The 26,189-nt window shown below is 43.5% G+C and carries 32 protein-coding genes; 16 read left to right on the forward strand and 16 right to left on the reverse strand.

Features of this window, described 5'->3' with window-relative positions; all coding sequences use genetic code 11:
• Positions 1 to 39: 39 nt before the first annotated feature.
• The 4 genes from fdxA to ABL924_RS00795 all read right to left on the reverse strand — a co-directional run bounded on the left by fdxA (position 40) and on the right by ABL924_RS00795 (position 1,987).
• Positions 40 to 363: a ferredoxin FdxA gene (gene fdxA, locus ABL924_RS00780; RefSeq protein WP_349025159.1), complete on the reverse strand. Its 324-nt coding sequence runs from the start codon at positions 361 to 363 to the stop codon at positions 40 to 42.
• A 142-nt stretch (positions 364 to 505) separates the two neighbouring features.
• Positions 506 to 1,192 (reverse strand): tetratricopeptide repeat protein, encoded by a 687-nt coding sequence (locus tag ABL924_RS00785; RefSeq protein WP_349025160.1) that lies wholly within the window; start codon positions 1,190 to 1,192, stop codon positions 506 to 508.
• Between the two features lie 72 nt (positions 1,193 to 1,264).
• On the reverse strand, positions 1,265 to 1,741 hold the full coding sequence (locus ABL924_RS00790) for a CYTH domain-containing protein (RefSeq protein WP_349025161.1): 477 nt from the start codon (positions 1,739 to 1,741) through the stop codon (positions 1,265 to 1,267).
• Positions 1,742 to 1,753: 12 nt separating this feature from the next.
• Complete coding sequence (locus ABL924_RS00795; protein WP_349025162.1) at positions 1,754 to 1,987, reverse strand: CDGSH iron-sulfur domain-containing protein; 234 nt, start codon at positions 1,985 to 1,987, stop codon at positions 1,754 to 1,756.
• A 217-nt stretch (positions 1,988 to 2,204) separates the two neighbouring features.
• Between ABL924_RS00795 and ABL924_RS00800 the strand changes: the two genes are divergently transcribed.
• From ABL924_RS00800 to ABL924_RS00810, 3 genes are all read left to right on the forward strand, one after another.
• Positions 2,205 to 2,900 carry an SDR family oxidoreductase gene (locus ABL924_RS00800; protein ID WP_349025163.1) on the forward strand — a complete coding sequence of 232 codons (696 nt, stop codon included), beginning with the start codon at positions 2,205 to 2,207 and terminating at the stop codon, positions 2,898 to 2,900.
• A gap of 6 nt (positions 2,901 to 2,906) precedes the next feature.
• Positions 2,907 to 3,425 (forward strand): DUF3455 domain-containing protein, encoded by a 519-nt coding sequence (locus ABL924_RS00805; RefSeq protein ID WP_349025164.1) that lies wholly within the window; start codon positions 2,907 to 2,909, stop codon positions 3,423 to 3,425.
• A gap of 248 nt (positions 3,426 to 3,673) precedes the next feature.
• Positions 3,674 to 5,839: a protein-arginine deiminase family protein gene (locus tag ABL924_RS00810; protein WP_349025165.1), complete on the forward strand. Its 2,166-nt coding sequence runs from the start codon at positions 3,674 to 3,676 to the stop codon at positions 5,837 to 5,839.
• Between the two features lie 161 nt (positions 5,840 to 6,000).
• On the opposite strand, the gene hda is transcribed toward ABL924_RS00810, so the two are convergent.
• From hda to arsC, 4 genes are read right to left on the reverse strand one after another with little or no spacing between them, the layout of a single operon-like run.
• Complete coding sequence (hda, locus tag ABL924_RS00815; protein WP_349025166.1) at positions 6,001 to 6,699, reverse strand: DnaA regulatory inactivator Hda; 699 nt, start codon at positions 6,697 to 6,699, stop codon at positions 6,001 to 6,003.
• Positions 6,700 to 7,053, reverse strand: coding sequence for a DUF2069 domain-containing protein (locus ABL924_RS00820; protein WP_349025167.1), 354 nt, complete (start codon positions 7,051 to 7,053; stop codon positions 6,700 to 6,702).
• On the reverse strand, positions 7,050 to 7,643 hold the full coding sequence (gene wrbA, locus ABL924_RS00825) for an NAD(P)H:quinone oxidoreductase (RefSeq protein ID WP_349025168.1): 594 nt from the start codon (positions 7,641 to 7,643) through the stop codon (positions 7,050 to 7,052). Before wrbA ends, ABL924_RS00820 begins: the two co-directional genes overlap by 4 nt.
• A gap of 24 nt (positions 7,644 to 7,667) precedes the next feature.
• A complete protein-coding gene (arsC, locus tag ABL924_RS00830; RefSeq protein ID WP_349025169.1) occupies positions 7,668 to 8,015 on the reverse strand; it encodes an arsenate reductase (glutaredoxin) in 348 nt (115 codons plus the stop codon).
• A gap of 87 nt (positions 8,016 to 8,102) precedes the next feature.
• Between arsC and ubiA the strand changes: the two genes are divergently transcribed.
• The 5 genes from ubiA to ABL924_RS00855 all read left to right on the forward strand — a co-directional run bounded on the left by ubiA (position 8,103) and on the right by ABL924_RS00855 (position 11,974).
• A complete protein-coding gene (ubiA, locus tag ABL924_RS00835) occupies positions 8,103 to 8,987 on the forward strand; it encodes a 4-hydroxybenzoate octaprenyltransferase (protein WP_349025170.1) in 885 nt (294 codons plus the stop codon).
• 409 nt (positions 8,988 to 9,396) lie between these two features.
• Positions 9,397 to 10,476, forward strand: a complete 1,080-nt coding sequence (locus tag ABL924_RS00840; protein WP_349025171.1) for a hypothetical protein — start codon at positions 9,397 to 9,399, stop codon at positions 10,474 to 10,476.
• A 115-nt stretch (positions 10,477 to 10,591) separates the two neighbouring features.
• Positions 10,592 to 11,194, forward strand: coding sequence for a hypothetical protein (locus tag ABL924_RS00845; RefSeq protein WP_349025172.1), 603 nt, complete (start codon positions 10,592 to 10,594; stop codon positions 11,192 to 11,194).
• Positions 11,195 to 11,305: 111 nt separating this feature from the next.
• Entirely contained in the window at positions 11,306 to 11,650 is a 345-nt protein-coding gene (locus ABL924_RS00850) for a transposase (RefSeq protein WP_349025173.1), read from the forward strand.
• 165 nt (positions 11,651 to 11,815) lie between these two features.
• Entirely contained in the window at positions 11,816 to 11,974 is a 159-nt protein-coding gene (locus ABL924_RS00855; protein WP_349025174.1) for a hypothetical protein, read from the forward strand.
• A gap of 194 nt (positions 11,975 to 12,168) precedes the next feature.
• On the opposite strand, the gene ABL924_RS00860 is transcribed toward ABL924_RS00855, so the two are convergent.
• Entirely contained in the window at positions 12,169 to 12,348 is a 180-nt protein-coding gene (locus tag ABL924_RS00860) for a hypothetical protein (protein ID WP_349025175.1), read from the reverse strand.
• A gap of 149 nt (positions 12,349 to 12,497) precedes the next feature.
• Between ABL924_RS00860 and ABL924_RS00865 the strand changes: the two genes are divergently transcribed.
• Positions 12,498 to 12,641 carry a hypothetical protein gene (locus ABL924_RS00865; protein ID WP_349025176.1) on the forward strand — a complete coding sequence of 48 codons (144 nt, stop codon included), beginning with the start codon at positions 12,498 to 12,500 and terminating at the stop codon, positions 12,639 to 12,641.
• Positions 12,642 to 12,872: 231 nt separating this feature from the next.
• On the opposite strand, the gene ABL924_RS00870 is transcribed toward ABL924_RS00865, so the two are convergent.
• The gene (locus ABL924_RS00870; RefSeq protein WP_349025177.1) at positions 12,873 to 13,034 is read right to left on the reverse strand and encodes a hypothetical protein; all 162 of its coding nucleotides are present in this window, start codon (positions 13,032 to 13,034) and stop codon (positions 12,873 to 12,875) included.
• Positions 13,035 to 13,629: 595 nt separating this feature from the next.
• Between ABL924_RS00870 and ABL924_RS00875 the strand changes: the two genes are divergently transcribed.
• From ABL924_RS00875 to ABL924_RS00890, 4 genes are all read left to right on the forward strand, one after another.
• Entirely contained in the window at positions 13,630 to 13,893 is a 264-nt protein-coding gene (locus ABL924_RS00875) for an antitoxin (protein WP_349025178.1), read from the forward strand.
• Positions 13,894 to 13,895: 2 nt separating this feature from the next.
• The gene (locus tag ABL924_RS00880; RefSeq protein ID WP_349025179.1) at positions 13,896 to 14,204 is read left to right on the forward strand and encodes a type II toxin-antitoxin system RelE/ParE family toxin; all 309 of its coding nucleotides are present in this window, start codon (positions 13,896 to 13,898) and stop codon (positions 14,202 to 14,204) included.
• 30 nt (positions 14,205 to 14,234) lie between these two features.
• The gene (acs, locus tag ABL924_RS00885; RefSeq protein WP_349025180.1) at positions 14,235 to 16,169 is read left to right on the forward strand and encodes an acetate--CoA ligase; all 1,935 of its coding nucleotides are present in this window, start codon (positions 14,235 to 14,237) and stop codon (positions 16,167 to 16,169) included.
• Positions 16,170 to 16,496: 327 nt separating this feature from the next.
• Positions 16,497 to 16,925, forward strand: a complete 429-nt coding sequence (locus ABL924_RS00890; RefSeq protein ID WP_349025181.1) for a single-stranded DNA-binding protein — start codon at positions 16,497 to 16,499, stop codon at positions 16,923 to 16,925.
• A 16-nt stretch (positions 16,926 to 16,941) separates the two neighbouring features.
• Here ABL924_RS00890 and ABL924_RS00895 read toward each other — a convergent pair whose 3' ends face one another.
• Positions 16,942 to 18,294 carry a L,D-transpeptidase family protein gene (locus ABL924_RS00895; protein ID WP_349025182.1) on the reverse strand — a complete coding sequence of 451 codons (1,353 nt, stop codon included), beginning with the start codon at positions 18,292 to 18,294 and terminating at the stop codon, positions 16,942 to 16,944.
• Positions 18,295 to 18,482: 188 nt separating this feature from the next.
• Between ABL924_RS00895 and ABL924_RS00900 the strand changes: the two genes are divergently transcribed.
• Positions 18,483 to 19,058, forward strand: coding sequence for a DNA-3-methyladenine glycosylase I (locus tag ABL924_RS00900; RefSeq protein ID WP_349025183.1), 576 nt, complete (start codon positions 18,483 to 18,485; stop codon positions 19,056 to 19,058).
• A 511-nt stretch (positions 19,059 to 19,569) separates the two neighbouring features.
• On the opposite strand, the gene ABL924_RS00905 is transcribed toward ABL924_RS00900, so the two are convergent.
• The 5 genes from ABL924_RS00905 to ABL924_RS00925 form a co-directional block, all read right to left on the reverse strand.
• Positions 19,570 to 19,956, reverse strand: a complete 387-nt coding sequence (locus tag ABL924_RS00905; protein ID WP_349025184.1) for a hypothetical protein — start codon at positions 19,954 to 19,956, stop codon at positions 19,570 to 19,572.
• A 180-nt stretch (positions 19,957 to 20,136) separates the two neighbouring features.
• Positions 20,137 to 20,328, reverse strand: coding sequence for a CPXCG motif-containing cysteine-rich protein (locus ABL924_RS00910; RefSeq protein ID WP_349025185.1), 192 nt, complete (start codon positions 20,326 to 20,328; stop codon positions 20,137 to 20,139).
• A gap of 3 nt (positions 20,329 to 20,331) precedes the next feature.
• Positions 20,332 to 21,162, reverse strand: a complete 831-nt coding sequence (locus tag ABL924_RS00915) for an SDR family NAD(P)-dependent oxidoreductase (RefSeq protein WP_349025186.1) — start codon at positions 21,160 to 21,162, stop codon at positions 20,332 to 20,334.
• A gap of 5 nt (positions 21,163 to 21,167) precedes the next feature.
• Positions 21,168 to 21,758, reverse strand: coding sequence for a DUF4124 domain-containing protein (locus ABL924_RS00920; RefSeq protein WP_349025187.1), 591 nt, complete (start codon positions 21,756 to 21,758; stop codon positions 21,168 to 21,170).
• Between the two features lie 54 nt (positions 21,759 to 21,812).
• Positions 21,813 to 23,153, reverse strand: coding sequence for a POT family MFS transporter (locus tag ABL924_RS00925; RefSeq protein ID WP_349025188.1), 1,341 nt, complete (start codon positions 23,151 to 23,153; stop codon positions 21,813 to 21,815).
• A gap of 232 nt (positions 23,154 to 23,385) precedes the next feature.
• On the opposite strand from ABL924_RS00925, the gene pyrE reads away from it, so the two are divergent.
• Together pyrE and ABL924_RS00935 are read left to right on the forward strand one after the other, a co-directional pair.
• Positions 23,386 to 24,021: an orotate phosphoribosyltransferase gene (gene pyrE / locus ABL924_RS00930; RefSeq protein WP_349025189.1), complete on the forward strand. Its 636-nt coding sequence runs from the start codon at positions 23,386 to 23,388 to the stop codon at positions 24,019 to 24,021.
• A 135-nt stretch (positions 24,022 to 24,156) separates the two neighbouring features.
• The gene (locus tag ABL924_RS00935; protein WP_349025190.1) at positions 24,157 to 26,097 is read left to right on the forward strand and encodes a dynamin family protein; all 1,941 of its coding nucleotides are present in this window, start codon (positions 24,157 to 24,159) and stop codon (positions 26,095 to 26,097) included.
• Positions 26,098 to 26,189 lie beyond the last annotated feature (92 nt).

Consider the following 26,189-nt stretch of genomic DNA (forward strand, 5'->3'; position numbering starts at 1 on the left):
CGGTTTTTTTATGTCTGAAATTTATTCTAATGATGAAAATTATCTTTCTAATAATTCTAATTTTCCTTCTTTACCATTCCATTCATCAGCTTCTGCTAAAGGTTTGGTTACCTCGGTAATAACCGGCCAAAGCTTCGACAACTCAGCATTTAAAGCGACAAAGCTTTCTTGTCCTTCAGGAACTTCATCTTCAGCAAAGATGGCGTTCGCTGGGCATTCAGGCTCGCATAAGGTGCAATCAATGCACTCATCGGGATCTATCACTAAAAAATTTGGGCCTTGATGGAAGCAATCGACCGGACACACATCGACACAATCAGTAAATTTACATTTAATACAGTTTTCGGTGACTACAAAAGCCATACATTTTCTACCAGGATAGTTTAAATAAAAGGTGCGTTTTCGCCGTGCATTTTAACAGAATCTGACTGCTTATAGAACAGAAGACTGGCTAATTAAGGTGTATTACCTTGTTCAGGAAAAATGCTGACGCGTCAATTAACAACTATCTTAAGCTTGCCGAATTGAATAGTGATAAGAACGTATTTTTTACGCCATTGATTTTACGGTTTTTTGTGTTGGCAAGCGCAAGCTTTACTTCATCCTTGAGTTTGCTGTCTGCAAATGATTGCTCTTTCCGCGAAGGCGCTGATAATGCTTTTTCAAAATAGCTTTGTGCTTCTTTCGCTTTGTTGTTGGCTAATAAGAAATCACCATAAAAATAATTGGCATCAATACCATTTGGGTTTATTTTTAATGCAGCCTGAAACATTTTTTCTGCTTTTTCGGCATCACCAAAAGCAATAGGCCAACTGGGAACCATATAATAAAGTGTACCTAGCGTAACATAAGCCGAACCGTTCACGGTTTGTGGATTTATTTTAATAGCCTGAAGCAATAAATCCCGTGATTTATGAATAGCTTTAAGCGCGGTGAAACCATCTTGCAGTTCCGCATGGGTCGCTATTACCAATGCTTGCCAGAAAAGTGGTTCAGCCGTATTGGGAAATTGATCCGCAAGTCTTTCTGCTTTGATAAGCAACGCGTCATAAGCCGTTTCCTGCTTGTTTTTGGGCGTTTTGTAATAAATCGATGCCCACTCGGATTCAATAGCTTGGGCAGATAGAGTTAATTCTTCTGCGAAGCATTGGATAGAAAGTAGCAATAATGCAACAAACGTTGTTTTTTTCATACATTCACTATAGAGTAATAATTAATATTTTTCAATAGGGCTATGAATTATTTGTCTATTAAGCCGAAATATTTATTTATTGCTCCAGTTTATATAGGGATTTAAAGCCAAATTGTTGTTGTAATAACGCAAATCATGCGTAACTTCCGCGCCCAGCCAATGCGGTTTAGTGAAATTTTGCCCAACTTTTGAGAGTTCAATTTCTGCGACAATTAAGCCTTGGTTTTCGCCTTGGAATTCGTCAATTTCCCAGATATTGCGATCATTAGTTACAAAATGGCGGATTTTTTCTATCAAAGGTTTTCTGCAAAGTGTATTAATTATCTCGTCAGCATCGGATAAAGGAATTTCGTACTCGAACTCAAGCCTTTCTGTACCTATGGTTGCACTTTTGATATTTAGCCAGGCTTGATTATCGGAAATTCGAATCCGTATTGAAGATGTCGGTTGGGAACTCAAGTAACCTTGTTTATACTTTACAGATTTTTTGACATGCTGCCGCCAATCTTCGTTAGCTAACAAAAATTTATGCTCAATTTCAATGGCCATGACGATTAAAATTTATTTCTTGCATTGGAGTTGGTCACAAAAAGGCGGGGTCGTCGTTTCGGAGCAGCCGCATAAAAAAATTGTACCAGTGGTCTCGGCGAAGAATTTATGCGATTTCTTGGTAGATTTTTCTCGGTGCGAATGGTCGCATAACGGCATGGTCTGGCTATAGCCGCAGGTACACCATTTATAGCGTTCGCCTTCTTGTACCTCAACGGGCAGCGGGGTATAGGTTTTTGTTGTCATTTTAATGGTATCGATAAGGTGATTAATTTGGGTGATTATAAGATAATTCCGAAACTAACGAACCCAATGCGGTCAAGAATATATACTCAGAATACGTGATGTCACTTTTAGTAAGCAGGAATGCAGGGTGTTGTGTAATATAGCAAGCTAAAGCCAGAATCTGTTGCTTAGTGCTAGTCCGTGTTTATTTTGTTCAAAGAGTTAGAGGGGTTTTATCATGCCAACAGTTTTAGTTACCGGAGCCAACCGTGGCTTGGGCTTGGAGTTTTGCCGACAATATGCCGATACTGGTTGGAATGTGATTGCCTGTTGCCGCAATCCAGCGCAGGCTGATGAGCTAAGCGCATTGCGTCAACGTTACGCTTCCATACAAATAGAAGCGTTAGATGTAACTCATCTCGATCAAATCGATAAGTTGTCTAAAAAATTATCAGATGCCAGCATTGATGTATTAATCAATAATGCCGGTGTTTATGACGATAATCGGAGTAGCGGTTTTGGGCAATTGGATTATCAGGCTTGGCAGCACTCTCTGCTAATCAATGCCTTAGCGCCGATGAAGATGGCGGAAGCCTTTTTACCGCAAATCAAACGCGGCGACAAAAAGTTGATTGTCAATGTCAGCAGCTTAATGGGTAGCGTTTCCGATAATGATAGTGGCGGCAGCATCCTGTATAGATCAAGCAAGGCGGCGTTAAATGCTGCGATGAAAAGTCTGTCGATTGGGTTAAGAAACCAAAATATCGGCGTACTTATAATGCATCCAGGTTGGGTACAAACTGATATGGGCGGAGCAAATGCCTTGATCGACAGCAAAACCAGTGTAAGCGGAATGTGTGCTGTGATAAATGGTTTTACCCTGGCGCAATCCGGCTTTTTTATTAAATATGATGGCAAACCCATGCCTTGGTAGGTTGAAATGTATAACAGGATTGTTTTTTTTATCGTTTTTTTATCGCAACTTTGTTTCAGTGCTGCTAAGGCAGGTGAAGTAACGATACCGGAAGTAATCAGGGTGCCGAAGGGGAATAACATGTACCTGACAGTTCATGCCAAAGGAGACCAGATTTACCTGTGTGGATTTGATGCTGGCGTTTATACATGGAAATGGCAGGCACCTGATGCCAAGTTGTATGATATTCAAGATCAAGCCTTGGTCGGAAGCCATGGTGCAGGCCCAAGCTGGGCATACAAGGATGGCAGCAGTGTCAAGGCAAAGGTTATCCAGAAAAGCGATGCAACTGATAAATCTTCTGCCCCCTGGTTGTTGCTTGAGGTGACAGGGCATAAAAACGATGGCTTGATGGCAAAGGCCACTTATATACAGCGTATCAATACGTTGGGTGGAGTTGCGCCATTATCCGGTTGCGATGCTAATCATTTGGGTTCTGAGAAACGTGTTGTGTACAGTGCGGACTACGACTTTTACAGTAAATAGATTTATTTGGTATGTCAGCCATGATAAGAAAAACTGTAATGATGATTTGCGGTTGTATATTTCTAATTTCACAGATTTCCAGATCAGATAGCAATAAAGCTCAAGTATGAAAATTTTATATTGTTTGAAAATGAGCATGACTTGCAATTTGGTACCTTTGCCTATGGATAATAAAAATAAGCACACTGCACGAAATTAGATGTTTTTTTGATAAAATCGTTAACAACCAATATTAGGTCTTGAATAATATGAATGGATTTGGATTGCTAATATATTTGTCAGGTTTGTTCAACCAAACAAGCCCACTTTTAGCCAATAACTCAGTAAATAAATCAAAATTCGCAATATTTAATCTGGGCTGGCTAGTCCTGCTTGGTCTATTGTTGCCAATACAGGCTTTCGCCCACTCCGTTAAAGCATCAAAACCCGTGGCAGACTTACGCGCTGATGTTAATCGAGACGGTCTGGTCGATATAGATAAAAGTTCAGAGTCAGGGGGTGATAAAAAAGGTCAGCACACATGGACTGTTAAACGAGGCGCGATTGTCTTGCCGAACCTCGACGATGATGCTGAACGTTGCGATGAAGCAACTGCCATTCGGAACTTGAGTGTCACGGCTTGTAATGATTCGAAAGATACCATTATCAACGGCGAGGCTGATTTTACTGACTTGGCGGAATTGCGCTTGATGCCCTGGCGTGGCGCACCAAATCATGCGTCCGCTACAATACATATAGCTCCTAAAAGCGCACACAAAGCTCGATTATTTATCCAAAAGAATGGCAGATGGGTTATGTTTCAGGCGAACCAGCCGTTAACTGCCAGGGAATTACGAGCTGGTTCGAACTTGCGTTTAGAAGCGTTAGATGTCGTACGGGATAAACGACATTGGGACGGCAATATTGATGTCTTTGCGATGGTGACTGATGGCAAGACGAAGGTTGCCGATCATGTCCGATTTCATGTTGCTCCTCTGATTGTGCAAACAGATCTCATGCCTGTGGAGCAGCTATATTTGCCGGGTATGCCTTGGGGTCAGGATGATCCATCCACCTTAACGGGTATTGCTGGTAACGCTGCAGTAGATCCAATCATTTCTAGGCCATCGGCTAAATCAGTGTTTGGCTATCTGTCTATCCTGGATGCGGCTAAACCAGGGACTGGCATACTTAGCCAGAGCAGTGTTGCCTCAGCGGAGAAATTGGGTCTTTTGGGTAGTGCATTCAAAGCCTTTTATGATGATTTTGTAACAGCAAGTTCAGCACTACGTCCGCTTGCGCGAATCTTTGATCTGTCCACTTTTGAAGACCCCTGGGTGCAAGATATGTATGAGATGGCGTTTGCTACTATGCCCAAGCCCGACGGTAAAGTGCAAATAATGCACATTGCCTTGCGCTCGCCGCAACCGCAACGCTGGTCTGCACAGTTGCCTTTGGTTGAATTGCTAGGCCCAAATGTAGGAATTGTTGAGCAATGGGCGGATGACAGTGGGTTTGCACCGAATAGTGGCGAGTATTCCTCAAATTCAACTGGCAACTTTGGCACGATTCCCCCATATTCTTATCGAGACAAAAACTATCCGTTAGGACGTGTGCTTTTTGGTGCCGGTAAAGCCTGGATGCAAACTGGAGGAGGGATTATTGATTCCAGTATACCTGGGAGCGGAGAGCTTGTGTTGACAGACCGGTTTCCTGACAAGACCTTTGTCAAATTGCTCTCAGACCAAGGTATGCAAAAGCCAATGGTCATCGACACCGCTTGGCTTGCAGTGGGTCATATCGATGAAATTGTGGCTTTTGTTCCTGCGGACAGTCGCCGTGGCTGGAAGGTTGTGGTTGCAGACCCGGCTGGTGCTTGGGGGTTGTTGACGAATATGGCTGATAAAGGATTGGGCGCGACCAAATTTCTTTCTGGCTTAGAACCTTGGGCGACCGGCATTCAAGTTGAGTTATTAGACCGTACAGTGGCGGATGTGGCTAATGATGCGAAGATTGAGGCGGCACAACGCATCGCTCATTCTAAGATAGCCAGTGTTATCAATGTATTAAAACGAGAGACTGGCATAAATGATGATGAAATTATTCGTGTGCCGGTTTTATTCGAACCCACGTTTTTCAATGAACAAAGCTTTATAGCATTGACACCCAGCGCAGCAAATTTAGTGGCTTTGGGTCAGAATAAGGTAGCGGTTGCAAAACAGCACGGGCCGCTTGTTAATGGCGTTGATGTGTTTGAAGAAGCTGTGACATCTGCTTTGCAGGCTGACGATTTATCGGTGTTTTGGGTTGAAGACTATATTCAGGCGCATGGGGGTTCGGGTGAAATACACTGTCAAAGCAACACCTTGCGTAAACCTGGAAGCTTGGCAAATTGGTGGAAGCGGGGTCATCGTACTAAGCATAATGAAGGGTGAAATTGTTTAGTTGGAACAACTTAAAATAAGCAAGACTTTTGCGCGTTTTCAAGGCTTTAACCGAGTAAAATTTCTATTGTCAATACCGGAATAGCCTGTCAAATCATGGAAGAACCTAACTCAAACCAGAAGGATACATTCAACAGTAAGGAATCCCTTATTCAATTCCGCTCCCCCAAAACATGCTTCAAGAAGGGGATGGTCAGCCTGCGTTGAGCAGCCAACGATGCCCAGTCCAGCTTGTCCAGCATTACCCATAACGACGATAGCTTCCTGTCGTAATGGGTAAGTAAGAATCGTGCGACTTGCGGCGCAATTTCAAACCCCATTTGTTGTGCCTTATGTGTTAGCGCGGCGATTTTGTCGTCATCCTCTAAAGGCTGGATTTTTAAGGACAGCCCCCAGTTAATACGGGTTTGCAAATCAGGTAAGCTAAAGGCAATGGTGCTAGGTGCACTGGATGCTGATAGGATCAGCCTGTGGTTTCGGTCACGATGTTGGTTAAAAAAATTAAAAAAAGCTAATTCCCAATCTTCACGTCCTGCTAACGCGTCGATGTTGTCAAAGCAAACAAGTTCAAAATCTTCAAGTCCCGCAAAGAGTTCGGGTTCTATTGAAACAGAATTCGATAAATCCAGGTAGAAGGCGCTAATATCTCGCTTGAATGCTTCATGGCAGCAAGCCTGCAATAAATGGCTTTTCCCATGGCTTTTATCGCCCCAGAGGAAAATAAGTTGTTCGCCTATTCCTATAGCGGTCTTTTTTAACTGCTCGATAATTTCCTGGTTGCAGCCTGGATAGAAGTCGTCGAATGTCTGGTTTGCCCTGAATTCAAATTTGACGGGTAGCTGTTCTGCCATTCAGGTGCGGGTTCCCGTCAAACGTATATAAAATGATGCGCCAAAAAAAATCATCAGGCTCAGTAGGATTTCTAGCAAGGCGTAGGGTCTTGTGTTGGCATTAACGTAAGCTTCAACGCAGCCGTGTATAAAGTAAATCAGGCTGATATAAGCTAACCACGCGCAACTTTTTAGCTGCCTATCCAAGAAACCTCGCATAGGTAATAACAAGGGCGTGACCGTAATTAAAATCATCAATGCAACAGGAAACTTAGATGGCGGCGTAAGAACGGTATTCCACAGCATCAGTAAAGCGAATAATCCGAAAAAGCCGACTACGGCGATCCAATAAAGGAAATGGGGCGCAATTTTCATGCGCTTGGTTTTAGCAACAGTGCGGTTTTCGCTAAGCGTGAACCTAATGCAATGCACAGCGTTTTTTCATGTTCAGTTATAGGTGTGTCTTCAGATGTTACGCGGCTAGGGCCGTAAGGTGTGCCTCCAGATGTTGTTTCACGCAAGGCATGTTCTGAATAAGGTAAGCCTAATATCATCATGCCGTGATGCAGCAGCGGCAACATCATGGATATTAATGTGGTTTCCTGCCCGCCGTGCATACTGCCTGTGGAGGTAAATACTCCGGCGGGTTTGCCTGAAAGGGCGCCAGAAAACCAGAGTTCAGTCGTACTATCGAGAAAGTGTTTCAACGGCGAAGCCATATTGCCAAAGCGGGTAGGGCTGCCCAGTGCCAGGCCATCACAGGTTTTCAAGTCTTCGAGTGTAGCGTAAATTGCACCTTCGGTAGGTATCGTACTCGCAGTTTTTTCGCAGACGATAGAAACATCTGGGACTGTCCTAAGTAATGCTTCTGCTCCTTTTACCGATTCAACGCCACGAGCAATTAAGTTAGCCATCTCGGCGGTAGAGCCGTCGCGTGAGTAATAAAGAATTAAGATGTTTGCCATGTTTAACGGGATAAGGTTTGAAGGTTACAAAATGCCCAGTACGTTTTCCGGTGGACGGCCTATCGCTGCCTTGCCATTGGCGAGCACAATCGGACGTTCGATCAAGATAGGATGCTTGACTATGCCGTTGATTAGCGATAGTTTATCCAATGTACTATCGTCCAGACCATTAGCCTTATATTCGGCTTCTTGCTTACGCATTAAAGCGCGTGGTTCGATGCCTAGTTTATCCAGAATATCAGCCAACTCATCGGCATTGGGCGGTGTTTTCAGGTACTCAATCACTTCCGGTTCAATGCCACGGTCTTTTAGCAGTTGTAAGGTTTGCCGAGATTTAGTGCAGCGTGGGTTGTGGTAAATTTTTACAGCCATAACGGTTCACCTATTTAAAAACTAATATCAAACAATCTTGAATCCTAAGCGATTATAATAGCATCCCTACTAAATTCAGATTTATAAATGGCAACAATACTGACCAAAGAACTGCTACTTGATCGCGCCAAACAGTACAGCTTACTGGCACGGCTAGACCGCCCTATAGGCATCCTCATCTTGCTTTGGCCTGCACTGTGGGCATTGTGGGTGGCAAGTGACGGCAAGCCCGACCTGTTGATATTAACTGTTTTTTGCTTAGGTGTAGTATTGATGCGATCAGCGGGCTGCATCATTAATGATTATGCCGACCGCGATTTTGACCCCCATGTCGAACGCACTAAATTACGACCTATCGCGGCGGGTAAAGTCGCACCTAAAGAAGCTTTAATAGTATTTGTAGTGCTGTGCTTAGCTGCTTTTGGTCTAGTGCTGCTGTTGAATATCTACACGATACTGTTGTCGTTCGTCGCAGCGTTTTTAGCCGCCAGTTATCCTTTTATGAAACGATACACGCAGTTGCCCCAGGCTTATCTCGGCATAGCCTTTGGCTGGGCGGTACCCATGGCTTTTGCCGCACAACAAAACAACATTCCATCTGTAGGCTGGGTGATGTACTTGGCAGTCGTTTTATGGGCGCTGGTTTACGACACTATGTATGCGATGGTCGACAAGGATGACGATTTAAAGATAGGCATAAAATCCACCGCCATCCTGTTTGGTGATTATGACCGTCATATTATGGCATTTTTGCAGTTAATTATAATTGGCTTATTGGTGACGCTAGGGCTTATGCAGCAGTTAGGTTGGCCTTATTATCTAGGCCTAACAGTTGCTGCCGGATTGTCGCTATATCAACAGCGGTTGATTTTTCAAAGGGACAAAAAGCTGTGTTTTCAAGCTTTTCTAAACAACAATTGGTTTGGACTGGCAGTTTTTGCTGGGATTTTTATAGACTTTAGCCAGAGATAAACGTTGCGTTTTAAAGTAAAGCTAAAGTACCAAGCATCGGGGTATAGATAGTTATCTGCACAAGGACTGCCTCCGCGCCACGGGGTTTTGCAACCCAGTCGCAGTCAGGCTGAGTAGCCCTGCTGTCCGTTGCAAATATAAAAAACTAAACAATGCTCTGAAAAAAGGTTTTCAGCGGTTGACAAAGGTAATGAATTAACGTAAAAACTAGAGTCGTATTTTGCAGGTAATTAAAATGCACCCTTAATCAACTATCTGGAGTAAGGTATATGTATCCAAAATTCAAGCGAAAATTTTCTTTCTTTCTTTCTTTCTTTCTTTCTTTCTTTCTTTCTTTCTTGCCACCACTGTAGTTTACGCAGCCGCTGATCCGGCAATCAGTTCAACCCCAACAGCGAAGGCGTTTATGTTGGACACTCAAATCTGGCCTACCACGACTATACCAATATGCTGGGAGAATTATGCAGATATAATTGCTAATTCTTCTTGGGATAAGCGCAGAAAAAACACCATTACTTATCTTAATGATTCTTGGGGGAAAGCGACAAAACTTAAATTTGTTGAATACGCACGAAAACAGTGTCCGCGTGTATCAACTGGTTATAACGGGGCAAGAGTTTTAGTTGATTCAAATAGAGGCATATATATTCCAGCTAAGAATATCACTTTGTTTCCGCCATATGTTACAGCGTTAGGAAGTAAATTAAAGGATCGACCTAATGGAATAGTTTTAGATTTCGATATTGGATTAAGCGTACCTTATCTAGGCTGTATTTTAAAAGGAGTTTTATCCCCAGAAGTTTGTTTTAAAGCTTCAGTTATCCATGAATTTGGACACGTTATCGGAATATCCCACGAACAAAACAGAAATGACGCTATACCAGGGATTAATAGCTGCAATTTTGCTAAATTAAGAGACCCTCTAGTATTGCCACGTCAATTTGGTACTACTGCAATCGGTAATATAAAAATAGGGAAATATGATCAAATGTCAATTATGAACTATTGCAACCGTGATCATCCAGGTACTACCGCATTAAGCTCTATTGATGTGTTAGCAGCCCGAATCTACTATGGCAACATGCCGAGTTGGAATACTCCGTTAGGGTTCAACAACCATGTGGGTAAAGGTATCCGAACTATTCGCATTCCCAGTTTGAAGATTGGTGCTACCTATTACAATGCCACTTTATCCGCATCAACGGATGCTAACCGTGACGGCATTTACGACAATGTGTTTACGTTGGTGAAAACGCCCATCCCAGGCAATGTTAATATTTCCAGTTATCCGGTCACGGTTGTCAATGGGGTGATAAACATAGCGATGGCTAAAAGAACAGTCAGTAGCCCCCTTTATCCCTATCCTTTCGGCAAGGTTGCTTATTTAGGGCACTGGGGGTTTAAGGCTATCCCAGGGACGACTGACAAATGGGCTGCAACAAGTAATTACGGCAATTACAACGCCCTATACCCAATCACGCAGCAATAAAAAACCATAAATCCACTTTGGCGAGCTTAGCTTTTAAATTGCTAAGCTCGCTACTAAATAACAAAGTGTATAGCCAATTAATTCAATATCAGGTGAGAGCGTAATGGGATGGTGGATGAATCCAAACTCAGGTATGGCATACGCCATCCTTCTTATTTGGTTTGTGGTATTTGCCATAGGAATGCTAGCAACATTCACTAAATACTTTAAAAAAAGTTTTAAGGATGATGTTATATATAATAATCATCGACAAGTTTGGTTGTTTGCAGTAGCCGTCCTATGCTTCCTTCAAGTCTTAATTATTTTTATTTTAGGTAAAGACTATGATTGTGAACACCTCTTATGTCAGTGGCTTTCAATACCCTTGACAACTACATTGATATTAACAACAGCTCTAGGGCCTGCTAACGCACAAAACCACTCAAATAAAGGGATGGAAAGTGTTGTGATGTTCCTTTTTATAGTGCCAATGACAATTCTGTATTTTTCACTGGATTTACACTATAAAAATGACGAGACACTGATAATTGCTAACGTAATAATGTTCATCGCCATTTTTATTACTTTTGTATGTCAAAAAATACCCCAGTTTTTTCGCATTAAAGAAAGGGCAACAAAAATCGCTAAACCTAGCGTACTGTTTTTTTCTCTCATTTTGAGTTGTGCTTTTATATCTTTAATTTTAATTGTTGCTTATAAAATACTGATTGAATTTTGATTAAACATTACTAAACGAACAGTCAGTCAGGTAGGGTGGGCAAGGCCGTAAGGCGCAATAACCATCGGGCATTGCGCCGTATTTAACAAGCAGAGAAGTAACGATAGAAAAATGGATTACCGACGTGTTTGGCATCAAGGCGGCACCTATTTTTTTACCGTCAACCTTTTGCAACGAAAAGGCAATGATTTATTGGTGCGGCACATCCAGCCTTTGCGGGAGTCGGTCAAAGTGGTCAAGGCACGACACCCGTTTGAGATACATGGCTGGGTGGTGTTGCCGGAGCATTTTCATTGTGTCCTCGAACTTCCGTCTGACGATGCCGACTACGCCACTCGTTTAATGTTGATAAAAATGGGGTTTTCCAAAGCCTTGCCCAAAACCGAGCGGAGGTCTGCGGTTAGGGTAAGCGCGGTGAACGCGGCATCTGGCAACGCCGATACTGGGAACATTTGATCCGGGATGAAGCCGATTACCGGGCGCACCTGGATTGTATCCACTATAACTCGGTCAAGCATGGATGGGCGAAGCAAGTAAAAGACTGGCCTTACTCGACTTTCCCTCGTTGGGTCGGGCAAGGCGTTTATCTCCTCGATTGGGGTGGTTGTGAAGGAGACTTATATGAATTTGAATAATGCGGCACGAACAGCAATACGGCGCAATGCCCGATGGTTATTGCGCCTTACGGCCTTGGTGCATGGAATTCACCCTACACGACTGATGCGTCTCTCATTGGAGTTTGACCATCACTCAATCCGACCGCGACTATTCCTTTTTTGATCGGATAAAAGCGTTACCCATCACACCTATAAAACCATGGTCAACAGATAAGGCTATTTGATTTCCATGGATTTTCTTCCATCATGGCTAATAAAGTATTCAATCAAGCTTATTGAATTCCTTGTAAGTCAAGAATAATCCGATCAGTAGAAGCACGAAAGCGACAATGCCGGTAATGAGGATAAGGCCCATGGCTATTTCCTCCCCATTAACGCACACAGCTTAAAGTAGATGCCAAAGCAGAAAATCGATGGAATCCAGATTGCCGTAAATATCGCTTGCTCGGGATCTTTGACGACAAACCAAAGATAGGCGGAAACAAAAAACGATATCATCACAGCTAAAAGAATAAAGTAATCTGATTTCTTGAACATGCTAATTCTCCTTATTGTTCTAATAATCAAAATAGTCCCTAAGGCCATAACCAATGGCACTAAATAGACAACCTGTAATCGCTACAATCGCAATGATTCGTATACCCGATGAGAGTCCTAATGCAAATGATTCTAAGGAAATTAACCCAATGGATCCACAGATTAACGCTACGCAACCTAATATTGTCAGTGAATTGCCTACGTTTATCAGTAACCGGCAGTTAAATTCTTTTGAGGTATTCACTCTGAATCTTAAAATCCTGGTAGCGGGAATTGCCAATGGCAGCTTATAAAATAAATTTAATTTACATTGGTTGTTTTGTTCAATTCGTCATCAACATTTCAAAATGTAATAGGATTTGAACACAACAATATAGAAATTGACTTTAGGTTACTCATTAGGTTTTAAATGTTTCTTCTAAAACAATATTTAAAATCGATTTAATTCTAGTGCTGTCAACACAGTTCCTTAGAACTCTGAAGAAACAGCACCATAATAAGTCAACCTCGATTTCTCGTCATTATTAAACAGCATGGCCTTTCATCCGCATCATTTGTTCCTGGACAGAGAGGGCGATAGCAATTTTCCATTCCCACTTGTCACTGACCCCCCCATTTGACATGACTTTATGGAAGCATTCGCCCAGTTCCTCAGCGGTTTTCGTACCCTTACATAAGCTTTCCAAGTTAGCTTTTTTCCATTTCGTTTATCCAGAATTAGGACACCAAGAGATTTTGTATTGGAAATAGTCTTTGCAAATCTTTTCAAGTTCGGTAGCGATTACATTTTAATTGTATTTTTGGCGGTTAAGCTGATCAAGTGTTCTCCAGATCATTGTTGATTAAAAACAATTTCTCACAAAACAACTTAACTGTGATTGGGGCTTTGTCAAAGAAAGGCGTTCAACTTAAAATTAAACCGGAAATTTCTCCGGCATAAGCTTGTTAGTTAAACGGCTAGAAATTGAAATACAAACTGGGAGGAGATTTTGCGGTATGGGATCGTGTTTTAGCAGTCAGGCCTGTAGGGCGGATTAGGCGCACAAAAAGTTTAACATTAAGGACAAGAAGGGGCTTGTGTGCGCCGTAATCCGCCGCATGGTAGTGTACACACCGCATTCGGTGAATTACGCCGCGTCCAGAACACAAACAAGGTGTAAAGTCCGTGTGCTGGCGTGCCAATTTGACTTACGCAAATATCATTTTAACAAATGTACATTTGTGTTTTTGTTGCTATCGCTGTAAGCTGTATTCATCAACTGTTTTAAGTTAAAAACCGCCATGCGCTTATCTATAGATGTCACCCAGGAACAACATCAACGTCTAAAAGCCGTTTCTGCTTTGCGTGGGCAAAGCATCAAAGATTATGTGTTGGAGCGGGTTTTTCAACCTTTGCCGGACACAAATGCCAAAGACACCGAAGCAGCCCTACGCCAATTGGAAGCCTTTTTGCATCCGCGTATTGATGCGGCAAAGCAAGGTGAATTGACTGACAAATCTGTGCTTGAAATCTTTGAGGAAACGTACCAAGAAGAAGCTCGCTAATCGTGCGACCTTATATTTTAACGCAGTTAGCGGCAAATGACCTTAAAGACATTGTCCGCTATACGTTAAACCAGTGGGGCAAAAAGCAATCGCTACACTATGCCAATTTGCTGGAAAAGCGGTTTCAAGAAATTGCCGATAGAACGGCAATATCGAAATCATTCTCAAATCTTTACCCGCAAATCCGCGTGACGCATTGCGAACATCACTATATCTTTTATGTGCATGATGAAGGCGAACGGCCTTGCATCCTTGCCGTGTTACATGACCGGATGGACTTGGTTTCCAGATTACAGGGTCTTCTGGGATAATAATCCTTAAAATCAAAACTGGGCAACACCATGTCAGAAATCAAAATATACCCCGTCAAACCAGAAATTGCAGCAACCGCCCACATCAATCAGGCTGAATATCAAGCCCTTTATCGCCGCTCGATAGAAGAGCCGGAACAATTCTGGGCAGAACAGGCTGAGAAGTTTCTGGACTGGAGCCAACCTTGGCATAAGGTTATGGATTTTGATTATCCCAAAGGATATATCCGCTGGTTTGAGGGGGGTAAGCTGAATGTTAGTGTCAATTGCCTGGATCGGCATCTTGCCCAACGTGGCGACCAGGTTGCGATTATTTGGGAAGGAGATAACCCTGAACATGACAAGAAAATCACTTATAAGCAATTACATCAGCAGGTCTGTAAGTTTGCTAACGTACTGAAAAACCAAGGCGTAAAAAAAGGCGACCGCGTTTGTATTTACCTGCCCATGATTGCGGAAGCGGCAACCGTCATGCTCGCTTGTACCCGCATAGGCGCTGTGCATTCCGTGGTATTTGGGGGGTTTTCTGCCGAAGCATTGAAAGATCGCATCCTGGATGCCGATTGCAAAGTGGTGGTGTGTGCCGATGAGGGTTATCGCGGTGGTAAAGTCGTCCCCATCAAAGCTAATGTCGATCAGGCAATAGCGCATTGCCCAGGTGTAAACAAGGTTATTGTCATTAAAAATACGGCGAATCCTGTGGCTTGGGATGAAAGCCGAAATGTTTGGTATCACGAAGCGATGGCAACGGCCTCCGAAGTTTGCCCACCTGAAGAAATGGATGCCGAAGATCCCTTGTTCATCCTTTACACTTCCGGCTCAACAGGCCAACCCAAAGGCGTTTTGCACACCACGGGCGGTTATCTTTTGTTTGCGGCAATCACGCATAAATACGTATTCGACTACCATGACGGCGATATTTACTGGTGTACCGCCGATATAGGCTGGGTTACCGGGCATACCTACATGATCTATGGGCCATTATGTAATGGCGCAACTACTTTGTTGTTTGAGGGTGTTCCCACCTATCCAGAAGCAGACCGATTTTGGCAAGTAATTGACAAACATCAAGTCAATATTTTCTATACCGCGCCCACTGCGATTCGTGCATTGATGGCGCAAGGCGATGATTTTGTTACGCGCACTAACCGTAGTAGTCTGAGAATCCTCGGTAGTGTCGGCGAGCCAATCAATCCTGAAGCTTGGGAATGGTACTATCACGTCGTTGGCGACAGCAGATGCCCGATTATGGACACTTGGTGGCAGACCGAAACTGGCGGTATTTTGATTACGCCATTACCCGGCGTTACCCCGTTGAAACCGGGTTCCGCCACGTTGCCTTTTTTTGGAGTCCAGCCAGATATTGTGAATGGCGAGGGTAAGATCATGACAGGCGAGGCAACTGGAATTTTGGTTATAAGCAAACCCTGGCCGGGTCAGGCACGAACGATTTATGGCGATCACCAACGTTTTGTCGATACCTACTTTAAGGCATATCCTGGTTATTATTTTGCTGGCGACGGCGCACGGCGTGATGAAGACGGTTATTATTGGATTACCGGACGGGTGGATGATGTCATCAATGTTTCCGGCCATAGGCTGGGCACGGCAGAAGTAGAAAGCGCATTGGTTTTGCACGAAAATGTTGCCGAGGCTGCTGTAGTGGGCTATCCGCACGACATAAAAGGTCAGGGCATCTACGCTTACGTCACCTTGAATGCTGGGATACCGGCAACAGAACAACTTAGGTCGGAACTTATCAAGCTGGTCAGAAAAGAAATCGGCCCGATAGCCACACCCGATGTCATCCAATGGGCACCGAGTTTACCCAAAACCCGTTCCGGTAAGATCATGCGGCGTATTTTACGTAAGGTTGCGGCGAATGAGTTGGATAATCTGGGCGATACCTCAACGCTGGCTGATCCGTCGGTGGTGGGGGATATAATCAAGAATCGGACAAAGTAATTGTCAAGTTCTCAGAGACTATGAGCCAGTTACGTAATGACACAGGAATACAGTAATATGACCCCGTTTCAAACACTATAGCAGAAGATGATTTTTCGCAAGATGCCGAGCCCTGCTTCACTCGCTTGCTATATAATGACTGCTAATGTCATTATTTACTCGGTCGGCAGGCGGAGTAAGCTGCGGCTAACAAGTAAAAGTTGTAGAAATTTCCCTGCGGAACTAAAACAATTGTGATTCCGACCAAGGGTTTATGGGCATCTTTTGGTCAGATGAGCAAGGTCTGCACGATTAAAACAAGATTATCAACATACTATCGAGAAACAAATGAGTAATGTATTCAGTTTTACTGGGACGGTCGGCCGCGATGCGGAGGTTAGGTATACACCATCAGGATTGGCGGTATTAAGCGTGACGGTCGCCAACAATATCGGTTTTGGCGACAAGCAGCAAACCTTATGGATACGCGTGGCGTTGTTCGGTAAACGCGCCGAAGGTAATTTACAAAACTACCTGAAAAAAGGCCAACAGGTGTTTGTATCCGGCGAGCTGACCCAAAATGAATACAAGGCCAATGACGGCAGCATGAAATCCAGCTTGGAACTTAACGCCAATATTATTGATTTGCTCGGCAAAAGAAATGAAGCCAGCCAACCCCAGCAAGCTTACCAAGCATCAGAAAAACAGGCATCGACACCACAAGGCAGCAGCCACGACAACTTTGACGCGCCTTATGATGACGATATTCCGTTCTGATTGAGTTCAGTAAACTTTAGCCGTCATATCGGCTGAGTTTCGAGGTTTCTTTGACGCTTAGTGGCTTTAACAACTTACTTTCGATTTCAAAATCAAAGCGTATCCGGCTGGCGGCTTCCTTAGCGGCTTTCTTGCTTTTGAATGGCCCTGCCACGACTTGATAAGCTTTATCCGCCTGAACTTTACGGGCGGGTATCGGCGGCCCTTGGTGGTTGAGCATAGCAGCCAATTGCTGCGCTTCATTCTCGTTGTTAAACGTTGCGACCAACATTGCCCAATCGCTATTGCTCAGCGTTTCTGCCACGGGTTGGCCGTAAAGTCTACCCGGATGGGCTAACTGCACCGCTTTTTTGGAAAGCTCTGCTACATCAGGGCTATTCGCCAATACTGGCGTTGGTATGCCGTCTGCTCGTTGAATTACCCGATCAACCTTATCCCAATCTACTGTGGCATTGTGTTGTTTGGCGATTCTACGTAACTCTTTTGAGACCTGCTTTTTCAACTGGGGCTTATTTGAGTTCCATTTTTCCAAGGGTTCATTGGCTTCAAGGTATAACATGTCTTCATGCCATGCAGTTAAATAGGGATCGTGAATAATCCGCACGGGTGTTCCAACTGAGGTTTTTTTAAATAAAACTTCAATATCCTCAGGATACATCTGCACACAGCCGTGGCTAATCTGCATTCCAATACCAAAAGGCTTGTTGGTGCCGTGGATTAGATAACTGCCAATAGCTAAACGCATGGCATAAAGCCCTAAGGGATTATCCGGGCCAGAACGCACCACGCTAGGTAAATAATGGCCTTTTTCTGCATGTTCACGATGGATGGAAGGCGGCACATGCCAATCGGGATTCGGCGTTTTGACCGCAACACTGGTCATACCCATCGGGGTATTCCAACCGTCACGGCCTATCCCAACGGGATAAGTGAAGACTTTATCGCGCTCCTTTCGGGGATAGTAAAACATCCGCATATTCGCAACATTCAACACAATACCTTTATGCGGCGCATCGGGCAGAATGAATTGTAACGGCAGTAGAACACGGCTGTTTGCCCTTGGTGTCCAGGCTGGAACTCCGGCATTAGCGGCGGTAATATCGTTATAACCCAAGCCATAATTCCGTGCTATATCGGGCAAGGTATCATTTTCACGAGATTCGACTGCCGCAATCTCACCAATCAGGGCCTGATCGCCGGATAGCTGAAACTCATGTTTATCAATGTCAGATTGTAGCTGGACGTTAGGCGTGTCGGCAACCGAGCGGGTACGATAAGGGAAGTAGCCGGACAAAGTTTGGCAGCCACTTAGGAGAATGACCATCGCGGATAAGCCACTGAATAAAAATATTTTTTTAACTCTTAACATACTGTATTCAATTCTATTGTAAACCCACTGATTATGAGCAAAGTGAACTAGCAAAAGTGCCTTACATAAGCAATTAAAGCGTATTACACCAATCTGGGCAAGTGTAGTATATTCACGATTAAGAAAGCATTAAGGTTTTTAGCCGTTTTCTTAGAAGCTTTTTGTACTTTATTGCAATAGATATGCCAATGAATAAATGTAAGTGGGCGCTGCACAGCCCGAATGAAGAACATTACCATGACCACGAGTGGGGCGTTCCCGTACATGATGATCGTTTGCTGTTTGAATTTCTGGTGCTAGAAGGCGCACAAGCAGGCTTAAGCTGGTCAACTGTCCTCAATAAACGCGAAGGCTACCGGAAAGCATTCGATAATTTTGATGTAGAAGTCGTAGCGCGTTATGACGAAAACAAGATAAACCAATTATTGGTTAATCCCGAAATTATCCGAAACAAACTGAAAATCACAGCCGCCATTACCAATGCCCAAGCTTTTATCAATGTTCAGGAAGAGTTTGGTAGCTTTGATGATTACATCTGGCGTTTTGTGGACGGTAAACCCATCCAAAATAGCTGGCAACATCACCATGAACTCCCTGCTTCCACTAACTTATCCGACCTGATGAGCCGAGATTTAAAAAAACGCGGGTTTAAGTTCGTCGGCAGCGTTATTTGCTATGCCCATATGCAAGCAACGGGGATGGTGAATGACCATACGGTGGATTGTTTTAGGTATGTGCAAGTAAAGCAATTGACGGCAACTTAAGTTAAATTGGCGCAATAAGCCTTATTAATATCCACGAGTGACGGGGGTATTGTTTTTGAACCACTTTGAAACTGTTCGGACGGGGCAACATACCCATACGCGCCAACTTAAGGCCAAAACGGTGAGGTAATACCAATCCCTATAAGTTGGGCTACTTGGAGTGGTAAAGATTGCATCCCTGATTTCATTTTGTAAGCCGATTGAAGTTTTTCCAATTATCGAAGACTTAAGGGATAAGGGCGGGGAGCTTAACTAGCTTTGAGGTTAGGTTTCGGTTCGATTGCTTTTAGCGCCAAATAATATTATCCACTAAATTTGCTGCTAAATTGAATGACAGCGTTTTCTGGGCTAACAATAACGAGGGAAAATGTTAGTTTGTTGCAGCTATAGCTGGATTCAAACGGCAAGAATGATTTTCAGTAAATTAAGCGTGTGGATAATCAGGAGAAGAAAAGCTATAAACAACCATACCAGGCTCTCAAAAGAACACAGGTATGGTCTGGGAGCTAGATTAAATCAACGGTTTTAAATCGGCGAACGCTTTAGCTGCATTTGTCAGGTGTTCTTCAATGCCTTTCATAGAGTTGTTTTTTGCCATTGTTCTGGCTTTTTTCAATGTTTCGTTAGCGCGTGCGCGTTCTCTATCAACCACATCGTTTGCGTTAACTTCTTTGCTGTAATCCATGCCTTGTTTGATAATTTTGTAAACTTCATCACCACTAGCACCCGCAGCGACAGCAGCTTGGGCTTTCTTGATTTCACCCAGAACCATATCAATAGCATCGGCTGGTGAATATGAAACTCTGCCTTCACCGGCTTCTGCCAGTGCGGCAGATGAAAAAGCACCCATAGCCATTGCGATCAGGGAAGAAAGTACGATTGTTTTTAAGGTTTTCATATATGGGGTTATCCTCTTGTGTGTTGTATAGCGTTGTTTCGATCAATTTTTTTTGTACCGCGTCTGATTCTATCATGTTTTGATAAAAAATTAATTACCTCAAAGGAAATGAAAATATAGTGTGGGAAATACTAACAAACCTTGTGTTAATGAAACCTGAATAGAACTCATTGAGTTTGTTTATTCGTCATCCCTTTTAATTTCAACTTGAATTTCTCCAAACTCATCTTCAGTCAATAAAAATAGAATGGGCGAACAACAAACCGAACAGTCTTCATAATAGGTTTGCGATCCGGATGAATCATCCACTAGAACATCCAGCGTTTCGCCACAATAGGGGCATTGGATAAGAGTTTCACGTTGATACGACATCCCTCAAACTCTTCTGAGGAGATTATCTAGCCAGGATGCAGGCAATACACGTTTGAGGAATGCGAACAGGTAAGTGGGAAAGGTGACGTAATAGCGTACTTTTGGGTAATCTGATTCTACGGCATGGACAACTTTATCGGCGACCGCTTTGGCAGGCAAGGTAAATGGCACGGCAGCCCCTTCTTTTTGTAGGCGTTCCTCCATCGCTTTATAGGTATCCTTATGAAAACTGCCCTCAACTACTATGTTTTTTTTGTACAAGACAAAAGAGTTTTCCCGGAATTTGGTTAATATTGGCCCCGGTTCTATAAGCGAAACAGAGATATTGCTGCCATGCAGTTCCAAACGTAAGGTATCTGCCAAGCCTTCCAGCGCAAATTTGCTGGCGTTATAAGCGCCACGGTAAGTCATGGCGACCAACCCTAAAATTGAGCTGTTGTAGATAATCCGGCCATGACCTTGTTTACGCATCACAGGGATTAGCAGGTTAGTTAACTCATGAGTACCGAATACATTAGTTTCAAATTGAAATCTTAGGACTTCGCGGCTTAAATCTTCGGCGGCTCCGGGTTGACCGAATGCCGCATTGTTGAACAATACGTCAATTTTATTATCGGCGAGTTTCAGCGCTTTTTTAACGGCTGCCTGGATATTTTTACTGTCAGCTAAATCGAGTTGAACGGCGATAAAGCCTTCTTGCTGTAAGCGAACGACATCTTCTTCTTTTCTCGCGCTGGCGATGACTTTATGACCGCGGTTTTTTAATTCAATAGCTGTGGCATAGCCAATTCCGCTGGAGCAGCCAGTAATTAGTACGGTTTTGACGGGTGTCATGGTGGTTAATTGCTACCCAATTCCTGCTCTGTCACATAGAATTTTTTCGCTGAACTGCAATCAACGAGTATTACCAGGGCATCTTTGGTGCTTTTTTGGTTTAGTTCCACCGACTCAACTCGGCCACACTGACCTGTGGCTAGTGACCTTTCCGCTGCTTGCCTCCTAAACCGTTCAATATCAGGCAGTCTATTCTGGTAGGTTTTAACTAAGGGTGGTAAGTCGTCAAGGTTATAAGGTGGAATGGCAAAAGGTGAAAATTTTCGTGGATTGTTTTTTATCAAGAACTGATTTTTAGCACTTTCATCGGTGGCATTTTGTTTTAGTTGTAGCTGTTTTTGTAATAACTCCTGTTCTTGAGTTTTTTGTTGTGCTTCTTTAGCTTCCTGTTCTTGCTGTGACAAGGCCTTTTTGTTTTCTTCTTGGTTAAGGTCGGTGGAGCCTCCTGTTTTCACATTTAGCTCAACTTTGCTTTGTCCCTCTGTGCAAGGTTGTGAGCGGTAGGTTTTGTTGCCATTTGCATCCGTGCATTTATAAACACCGGCTGATAATTGCATGGAAACAAGCAGCCCCAAGGTTAGCAGTGTAATTTTCATCGTTTGACCCATTTCAGTAATTCATATTTCGTGCATCAGAGTATAGAAGAAATATTAGTAATGGTCACCGCAGAATTTTTTCTTTTTCTGTAGATTAGAGCTTGTCCATAGGAATAACGCAGTGGTAATTAGCATTAAAAGCGTAAAAAACCAGAAGTAGTTCGCGCCCGCAAGCTTGCTCGAGCCGTCGGCATTTTGAATGAAGAAATTAACCGCGCTGGTAAAGAGGTTGCCAACGGCTACTGATAAAAAATAGAAAGCCATGATAAACGATTTCATGGTTTTAGGTGCTTGACGATAGGAGAATTCAAGGCAGGTGATCGAGATCATGACTTCCGCTGAGGTGAGTACAACATAGGCAATTAGTTGCCAGCCAATGTGCGGCACACTACCCCGATCTAATTGCATTTGTATTATACCGGCGATAGCGAAGGCAATAACGGTGAGGAATAGTCCGATGGCCATTTTTCTTATGGCTGTAAGGTCAAACAAATTATTTAAAAATGGGTAGATGAGGTATGTAAACAGTGGTGTTAGTAGCATGATGAGCAATGGATTTGCGGCTTGAATCTGTGATGGCAGCAGCTCAACCCCAAAGATGACGCGATCCATTTTTTGTGCCTGTAAAATCCATGATGAGCCTATTTGCTCAAAAAGAGCCCAAAAAACGGCGATGAATAGGTAAACAGACGCTAATTTTGCTAAAGTCTCCATTCCATGTTGGCTGAACATTTCCTTTATAAAGCCCATCCCCGCAGGCTTTATATGGACGAATTGATAACGTCCAGACCAGAAAATTACGGTGGCAACTAACATTAATGCGCCTGGAATCGCAAATGCTACAGATGGGCCATACTGTTGCAGCAGCCAAGGAATAATCAACATGGCTGCAAAAGCACCTAGGTTAACGGAAAAATAGAACCAGCTAAATACTTTGCCAATCAGATGTCGATTGGCTGCTCCAAACTGGTCGCCCACATGCGCAGAAACGCAGGGTTTTATCCCGCCAGCACCCAAAGCAATCAGGCCTTGTCCGAGCAGTAAGCCCATAAGTGTACTATCGATAGTCAAAGCTAAATGGCCTAGGCAGTAGACCAAAGACAATAAAATGATGGTTCGGTATTTGCCCCAAACAACGTCTGATACTAAAGCGCCCAGCAAAGGCATAAAATAAACAGCCGACACGAACAAGTGGAAATATCCTTGCGCTTCTTGTTCGGACATGACCGCCAATGCACCCGCGCTGTCCGTCAGGTATTGCGTCATGAACACTACCAGGATGGCCCTCATCCCATAATAGCTGAACCGTTCCGCCGCTTCATTGGCTACAATATAAGGGATACCTGAAGGTAGGTTTTTTTTGTTAGGCTCAGGCTGATGTTTGTACAGCTTCATTTCATATTGACGAGTTTGTATGTTGTTTGACGTTTGGTTAGGGGTGATGTCTATGCCAGATTTAGTAAGTTATGAAAGCAATTGAAGATTTGCAAGACCTGATCTTAACTGACTTTGACCGTATGGCACTTACATGACTGGATAATAACATGAACAAATTATTACGGCCTGAAAGACAATCATGAAAGTTACGTTATAATTAACGTTGGATATTTGATGAACGTTAACCTGCATGCTTGATTATCAAAAAGAATTTATTGCCTATTCGCTGGATTGTGGCGTGCTGAAATTTGGTGAATTTCTATTAAAGTCGGGTCGCACCAGTCCCTATTTTTTCAATACGGGTCTATTTAATACCGGTGCAAAATTAAGTAAGCTGGGGGGGTTTTATGCCCAAGCGATTATACAATCTGATATAAAACCGGATATTTTGTATGGTCCCGCTTATAAAGGAATACCTTTGGTTAGCGCAACATCAATTGCTTACGCGCAATTGACATCCGTCGACATGCCTTTTGCCTTTAATCGCAAAGAAGCCAAAGACCATGGTGAAGGCGGCGAATTAGTTGGATCCAGCCTAACAGGCAAGGTATTGATTGTTGATGATGTTATAACCGCCGGCATCTCAGTTAGAGAGTCAGTCAATATTATTTTGCGAGCGGGTGCTGTGCCAGTCGGTGTGTTAGTTGCATTAGACAGGCAGGAAACGGCACAAAGTGGGCTTTCTGCTATTCAAGAGGTTATAGAATGCTTTAGAATCCCAGTTATATCGATTATTAATCTGGGAAATATTATCGGCTATATTGAAGCCAATGCACTCGGCGAATTGGATGCGATAGTTAGGTATAGGCAGTTGTATGGAGCTTAATGCTAACTAATTCAAAAAATAAGAACACTAAAGCTAACAGTTCCACGGATATAGTCTACAATTACCCAAAAATAATACGTCTAATATTTTGACTATCCTTACTTACAAAAACATGTCGGTAACCAAGGGCTTGCCATGAGTAATATGGAATTTAAAGAACAAATGCACGAATACTCGCTATGGCGGGCAAAATTGATACAGGGTATCGAAATGTATCACCAGTGGCGTATCCGCTATGACGTGAATGATCCCCACAGTAATAACACGATCTTGAATGTCCTCAACGGATTGCAAGCGGATCGCATCACCCTAGCTTTTGTTGCTGAGTTTTCACGAGGTAAGAGTGAGCTGATCAACGCCCTGTTTTTTGCTGAAACAGGTCTCAGGTTGCTGCCATCTTCGCCCGGACGTACGACCATGTCGCCTACTGAGCTCTTTCATGATGCAACGGGTGGAGACTACATCCGGTTGTTAGAAATTGAAAGCAGGCTTGAAGATATTTCCATGGCTGAGTTCAAAAATACCCCAGAGAGATGGAAACAAATTGATCTCGATTGCAACTCTCCAGCCCAGATGCAAGAAGCATTCAAAGCGTTGATTGCCACTAAGCAGGTAGATCGCGAACTTGCTGACAAGCTGGGTTTATGGAATGAGCGCGAAGCGGCAGAACAAGGCATTATTAATCCAGAAAAAGTGGAGGTTCCTTGTTGGCGGCACGCGATAATCAGTTTCCCCCATCCTCTGTTAAAAGAAGGCTTGACCATTCTCGATACTCCTGGATTGAATGCCCTGGGAGCTGAGCCTGAGCTGACTTTAAGCATGTTGCCCAGTGCACAAGCCATCGTGTTCGTTATTGCAGCTGACACGGGCGTCACCAAGAGCGATATGGATATGTGGCGTAATCATGTCTGCAACGCCCGTGGCGGCAGCAAGCGTGGTTTGGCTGTGGTGATGAATAAAATAGATGCCATGTGGGATGACCTCGCGGGCGATACGGGTTACCACGATGCCATAAAATCACAAGTTAAAACGTCGGCGACAACCTTAAAAATTGACGAGGCAGCTATTTTTCCTGTTTCTGCCAAGCAAGCCTTGCTTGCCAAGGTTAAAGGAGACAAAGCGCTCCTTGAAAGAAGCAGGCTTGCGGGATTAGAGAATTATCTGGCTGAAGATATCGTTAAACAGCGTCGTAATATCCTGATGGAAACAGTAACAAGGGATATTGGGTTTTTGGTTAACGAGTCGCTGAGTTTGACCGAGTCGTCTTTAGCAAACGGAATCTCTCAACTTGAAGAATTCAAGAAAATTGATTTCCAAAACCAGGATATGACCGGCAAGTTGATGGCGGAAACCCGTGACAGACAAAATCTGTACATGTCAAACATTGAAAACTTTCAGGCCAGTCGCAGAGTGTTTAATGTTCAAGCTAGGATGCTGATTGATTCCTTTTCCAAGGAAAGAATCGATGCCATCATCAGGAACACCAAGCATGATATGTCCAAAAGCCTGACAACTTATGGCATGAAGCAAAATATCCGTAAATTGTTTGATGATTTGCGTGATTTGCTCCAGGATTCGGTTGATATTACCAACGAAACCCGCCGTCTGGTTAAAGCCATACACAAAAAATTCCATGACGAATATGGCTTTAAAGAGATAGAGCCGCAGCTTTTCTCAATTAAACAGTACCAGTTTGAGCTGGAGCAGGTCTTCGCGGAAGGTGAAGCCTTCCGGCTTAGCAGCAAGACCACGATGACGGAGCAGAGTGTCGTGATTAACAGGCTTTATAGTACGTTGATTGCAAAAGCGAGAAATATTCTCCGACAGGCACATGCTGATGCGGCAGCTTGGAGTAATGGGGTGTTGACGCCTTTGATGCATCAAATTAAAGACCATAAGAAGCAGATCGAGAATCGGTTGCACATGCTTAAAAAGATGAACGAGTCTAAGGGTACGGTAGCGGAAAATATTGCCTCTCTTGAAGCAGAAATTGAGCCGCTAAAACGGCAAAGAAACGAGCTCATGATGATGATTAAGGGCATGCAGATTGATATTCACACTAATGCACCTAAATAACCAGAAGAAGAGCTTGGCTTATAAACTGTATTGAAGTCAGGAGTTAAAGTCTTAACCTCTTAAGAAGGTAGGTCTTTAGCAAAAGACCTCAA

It is taken from the genome of Methyloglobulus sp. (genome assembly GCF_040079455.1).
Taxonomy (GTDB): Bacteria; Pseudomonadota; Gammaproteobacteria; order Methylococcales; family Methylomonadaceae; genus Methyloglobulus.